The sequence below is a fragment of the Poseidonibacter sp. genome (assembly GCF_041821165.1).
GTDB lineage: Bacteria > Campylobacterota > Campylobacteria > Campylobacterales > Arcobacteraceae > Poseidonibacter.
Genome location: NZ_JBGUES010000153.1, coordinates 1 through 5,700, shown reverse-complemented (window position 1 = coordinate 5,700; position 5,700 = coordinate 1). Strand labels below are relative to the sequence as shown.

The window sequence follows — 5,700 nt, the reverse complement described above, 5'->3', positions numbered from 1 at the left end:
GTATCTCTTGTTGTAAAAAAGAAATTATAGTTATAATCATTTGAAAGTATTTTTATTTCACTTCCTACTTGACCATTTGTTCCTGTAATTAAAACATTAAACATTTCATTAGGCATAATAGTCTACTCCAAATTCAAATATCTCTTTATTGTCTTTGATATCAAATAGTTTTGGTTGTTTTTTATCTTTATCTGATAGGTTTAATTCATCTAATGATAGTTTCCAATCAATATTTAAATCTAAATCATTAAAAGCTATTCCTCTGTCACATTGGGGTGAGTAATAATTATCTACTTTATAAGCAAATGTTGTATCATCTTCTAAAACTATAAATCCATGTGCAAATCCACGTGGAACCAAAAGTTGTCTTTTATTCTCATATGATAATTCAACTGCAACATGTTGTCCAAAAGTTGGAGAGTTTTTTCTAATATCTACTGCTATATCTAAAACTTTTCCTTGTATTACTCTTACAAGTTTTGTTTGTGCATGAGGTGGTAGTTGATAGTGAAGTCCACGAAGAACTCCTTTTGAGGACTTTGATTCATTATCTTGGCAGAAGTTTATTTTAAAGCCAAGGAATTCTTCTAATTTATCTGCTCTAAATGTTTCTACAAAGTATCCTCTATGATCTCCATGAACTCTTGGTTCAATGATAACAACATCAGGTATTTGTGTTCTTATAAAATTCATATTATATAACTCTTTTTATTTGATTTTTTTAATTAAATAGAAATACATTATATTGTAAAATAGATTAATAAATAATATCCCAAAAAGCTTAAAAATAAAAGGTAATCAAATTTATGTCAAAATCACAAATAAGTCTTCTTCAAATAGCAAAAGAATTAAATGGTTCTAATTTTAAAAAATTCAAATTTATATTAAGAGGATTATTACATAAAAATGATATTAAATCTTTATATCATTTATTTTTAAATTCTAATTTAGAACCAGTTATTAAATCTCAACCTGATATTTATAATAAACCATTCAGAGCATATCTATTTTGTAATAATGCTATTAAAAATAAATTTGAGCATATTCAATCTCATTATAGTTATATTTCAAATAATTTCACGTCAAATGCTATTGAAAAAATATATTCAACTTTTGAATTAGATTTATTGGAATTTGAATTAGAAAATATTGGAAAAATAAAAGTTAAACTTTGTTATATAGCTGCATTAGGTAAAGAAGGTGAAATGACACTGTTGCTTGATTTAAATAATGAGGATTTATACTCTATTTCATTTTCATTTTATCAAAAAGATAATGATTTAGAATTTATAATTTACGGTATTCAAAGTAGAAGTTCAGTTAATCCAGATACTATAAAACAAGTAACTAAAAAAATGCATGGAGTAAGACCAAGAAACTATTTATTTTTTATTTTACGTCAAATATGTGAAGTATATAATGTCAATAAAATTAGTGCTATTAGATCACAGTTTCATGTTGCAAACTGTTCTCATGTGAGTAAAACAGATAAATTTCAAGCAAATTACGATCAATATTGGGAAGAAGAAAGTGGTATTGCTGGTGATAAATTTTATACTTTACCTTTAGTAGAAAAAAGGAAAACTATGGAAGAAATTGCTTCTAAAAAAAGGTCCATGTATAATAAAAGGTATAATATGCTAGATGAACACAAAGAAGTTATGAAAAAAGTATTAAAAAGTTTACAAAACTAATCAAAGAAAATTAAATTTTTCTTTGATTTGCTCTTGATATTAAATATTGTCCATATTGGTTCTTTTTTAATGGTTCTGCTAATTCTAAAAGTTTCTCTCTTGAAATATATCCCATTTCATAAGCTATTTCTTCTAAACATGCTACTTTTAAACTTTGTCTATTTTCAATTGTTTGAATAAATTGACTAGCTTCTAATAGTGATTCATGAGTACCTGTATCAAGCCATGCGTATCCTCTTCCCATCAATTCTACTTTTAATCTTTCTTCTTTTAAGTAATCTTGATTTAAAGTTGTGATTTCTAATTCACCACGATCAGAAGGAACTACAGCTTTTGCTTTTTTTACTACATCATTTGGATAAAAGTACAATCCAATTACTGCGTAGTTTGATTTTGGTTCAGATGGTTTTTCTTCTATTGAAGTTACATCACCATTATCATTAAATTCTGCAACTCCATATCGTTCTGGATCTTTTACATAGTAACCAAACACAGTTGCTTTATTTTCTTCTTCAGCATTTTTTACACTTTGTGCTAATAGCTCTGTTAGTCCATGACCATAAAAAATATTATCACCTAATACTAAACATGCATCATCTCCGTCTAAAAATTCTTCACCTAATGTAAATGCTTGTGCTAATCCATCAGGACTTGGTTGAACTATGTATTCAAACTTCATACCTAAATCACTACCATCACCTAAAAGTTCTTCAAATCTTGGTAAATCAGTTGGAGTTGAAATAATAAGTACTTCTGTAATACCTGCTAACATTAATACTGATAATGGATAATAAACCATTGGTTTATCATAAATTGGAACTAACTGTTTACTTACGCCTTTTGTAATTGGATATAGTCTTGTTCCACTTCCTCCTGCTAGTATTATTCCTTTCATAATTTTCCTTTTAGTTTAGTTTTTATCAATTGAAGAAATAAAATCTTCAAATTTTATTTTAGTTTCATTATATATCTCAGTAAATTTTCTATAACCATTTTTAGAAGTTTTATCAATTAAAATAGGATTATTAATAAGTTTTGTTAGTTCATCTGCTAAATCTTTAGGTTTATTATCACAAGTAATTAAATCTTCATTTGTAAAAAATTCATTTATTGCTTTTGATTTCATAGTTATAATCGTTTTTTCAGAAGCAAGTGCTTGATATACTTTATTTGGTACTACACTTTTGGCTTTTACACTATCACCAAAAATACCCAAAATAATATCATGTTCTCGAATTACTTCTCCTAGTTCTTTTTCATTTATAATTTCACCATTCATTACAACTTGTTTTAAATCTAATTTTGTAAACAGATCTTTCATTTTTGGATACATCTGTCCTTTTCCTATAATCTTAGCTTCAAATTCAATACCTTTTTTTTCCATTAAAGAAAAAGCATTAAGAATAATATCAATTCCATGTAATGGTATAAATGAACCATAAAAAAGTATTCTCACTTTTTCATTTTTTACTTTTGAAGTTGAAGGAAAATATATATCTCTATCAGCAAGTACAGGAAAAACAAAATGTTTACCAGAAAACTTACCAAAAAGACTTTCCCAGTATTTAAAATGTTCATTTGTATCAGATAGAATATATTTTGAAAATTTAAAGTTAATTAAATCTTGAAAATATTTCCACCATGCTCTTGGATTTTTATTTGTAATTTTCTTTCTATCATAAACATAAGTATCATAATTTGATATAAAAAAGTCATTTACAATTCTATCTCTTTTTAAAAAGTTCTTGAAAAATTGATTTTTAGAAAAAGGTAATAATATAAAAATATCATTTTCTAATTTAATATCTTTAGTAAACTGTTTTATTATATTAAACCTTGAATAATCTTTGTTATGTCTAAATAAATATTTTATCATTTGTACCACTCATATGTTTTTAAATCTTTTAAATCATTATTAATTAAACTAAGGATATAAGACGCAACTCTTTTTGAATTAAATAAAGTATGAACTCTATTTCTTAGCCATTTAGATTTTTCAAGTCTTTCTTGTTCATTATTTATATAATAATGTGTTTTATCTACTAGTTCTTCATATGATTCATAATATTCTAATTTATCTTCAAAAAAATCTTCACCATTAATGATTTTTGTACTCAAAGCAAATGAGCCATTACCTAGAATATGAAATAATCTATCTGAAGTATACCACTCGTTTTCTAAGGTAAAATCTCTATTATGATTAATACATATTTTAGATTTTGATAATGCAGATAAATAATTATCTCCAATAACTACAGATTTTTTATTATGTCCAATGTATTTAGTTTTAATATTATTATTAATATTTGAATCTATATATTCAATTAATTTAGCTCTTTCTTTATCATGACGTCCTGTAAATAATAAATCGTATTCAAATGTACTATTTTCATAAGCCTTATATTTTTCTATATTTTCATCAACTAGATTTGGTAGGAAAAATGCTTTCTCATTATATTTTTTAATATCAGATATAAACTTTCCACCAGCAGTTGTTAATATAAAATCAAAATAATGTGCAATTTCTTGAAAATATGGCTTTAAAGGTATATCATTGTACCAAAAAATCATTCGTATATTTTTTTTCTTTATATATTCATATGTATCTTCAAGTATTAATTCAGCATGCCCAAATATAATTAAATCAGGTTTAATATCATCAACCAAAGATTTAAAGAAGTCATTCATTTTATTCTGACCATTTTTCTTATTTCTGAAAAAAGACATATATCTTGACGTATCTCTATAATCAAAGTTATGTACAAAGTGTTTGTTTTGGATTAAACCTTGAGAAATTTTAATAGGATTTGCATATAAAGAACCACCTGTTTTTGTAATAATATTAAAAGGTGCACAATGAATTATTCTCATAATTATAATATTCCTTCATAAACATCTATAGTTTTATCCAACATATTTTCCAAAGAAAAATTATTAGAAATATAATTATATCCATCAAAACTTAACTTTTGTGATTTAATTATTTTTTTTGCTAATTCTTTTTCATCACCTACTTCAAAAAAGAATCCATTTTCATTCTCACAAATGATATCTTTAACACCACCATGATTTGTAGCAACTACTGGTGTATTTAATGAGATTGATTCAGCAACTGCTCTTCCGAAACTTTCTGGTTTTTTTGATGAACTTACTACGACATCACTTAGTGCATAGATTTCTGCTATTTTATTTTGGCTTCCTGTAAAAATAACATTTTCTTCTAAATTAAGCTCTTTTATTAATTTTTTTAATAAATTTAAATAATCTTCTTTATCAGATCTAACACCACCTACAATCAAAGCTTTTATATTTGGAATATCTTTTTTAACTAAAGAAATAGCTTTTATAAATGTTTCATAATCTTTTAATTGAGTAACTCTTCCAACAGAAGATACGATAAACTTATTGCTTAAATTAAACTCTTCTTCAAAATTTACAATAAAATCTTTATCAATATTATTTAAATTAAAAAGCTCTAAATCTATTCCTCTAGGAATTACAGTGATTTTTTTTGAATCAGTATTATAATGTTTTTGAATATACTCTTTTATACTATTACTTACACAAATAACAGCATCTGCTTTTGTCATGATTTTACTATAAAAACTAACAGAATTAAATCCATGAACAGTAGAAACAACTTTTATATTTAAGCTTTTATTTGCAAAATAAACAAGCCATGCAGGTACTCTACTTCTTACATGAATAATATCTGGTTTTAAATCTTTTAGAATTTTTCTTAGCTTTATTACTCTTAAAACTAATGTTAAAATATTCTTACTACAAACATCAAATTTTATATGTTTTCCACCATCTATGTTTATTTGATTTTCTAGTTTTCCACCAGCACTTATTACAAAAGAATTAATACCTTTATTTGTATATTCACGGTTAAGTTCAACAACACCTCGTTCAACTCCACCTTCATTTAGTTCTGGTAATATTTGTACAATTTTCATTTATATTATAATTTCCAAGTAGGGTTAGGAACAATCCCTTTTACATC

General features: G+C 25.0%; 6 protein-coding genes. 1 reads left to right on the top strand and 5 read right to left on the bottom strand.

From position 1 onward, the window contains the following. Nucleotides 1–108: 108 nt before the first annotated feature. Nucleotides 109–693 (bottom strand): dTDP-4-dehydrorhamnose 3,5-epimerase, encoded by a 585-nt coding sequence (gene rfbC / locus ACERKK_RS10610; RefSeq protein ID WP_373773053.1) that lies wholly within the window; start codon nt 691–693, stop codon nt 109–111. Nucleotides 694–806: 113 nt separating this feature from the next. On the opposite strand from rfbC, the gene ACERKK_RS10605 reads away from it, so the two are divergent. After that, nucleotides 807–1,694, top strand: coding sequence for a VirK/YbjX family protein (locus ACERKK_RS10605; RefSeq protein WP_373773052.1), 888 nt, complete (start codon nt 807–809; stop codon nt 1,692–1,694). A gap of 10 nt (nt 1,695–1,704) precedes the next feature. Here ACERKK_RS10605 and rfbA read toward each other — a convergent pair whose 3' ends face one another. Genes rfbA through ACERKK_RS10585 form a run of 4 tightly spaced genes read right to left on the bottom strand, consistent with a single transcriptional unit; the run spans nt 1,705 to nt 5,653 of the window. Next, nucleotides 1,705–2,589 carry a glucose-1-phosphate thymidylyltransferase RfbA gene (gene rfbA / locus ACERKK_RS10600; RefSeq protein WP_373773051.1) on the bottom strand — a complete coding sequence of 295 codons (885 nt, stop codon included), beginning with the start codon at nt 2,587–2,589 and terminating at the stop codon, nt 1,705–1,707. Between the two features lie 15 nt (nt 2,590–2,604). Continuing rightward, a complete protein-coding gene (locus tag ACERKK_RS10595; RefSeq protein ID WP_373773050.1) occupies nt 2,605–3,570 on the bottom strand; it encodes a glycosyltransferase in 966 nt (321 codons plus the stop codon). Continuing rightward, on the bottom strand, nt 3,567–4,565 hold the full coding sequence (locus ACERKK_RS10590; protein WP_373773049.1) for a glycosyltransferase: 999 nt from the start codon (nt 4,563–4,565) through the stop codon (nt 3,567–3,569). The genes ACERKK_RS10595 and ACERKK_RS10590 overlap by 4 nt, the downstream gene beginning before the upstream one ends. 2 nt (nt 4,566–4,567) lie before the next feature. Next, a complete protein-coding gene (locus ACERKK_RS10585; protein ID WP_373773048.1) occupies nt 4,568–5,653 on the bottom strand; it encodes a glycosyltransferase family 4 protein in 1,086 nt (361 codons plus the stop codon). Nucleotides 5,654–5,700: the final 47 nt, after the last annotated feature.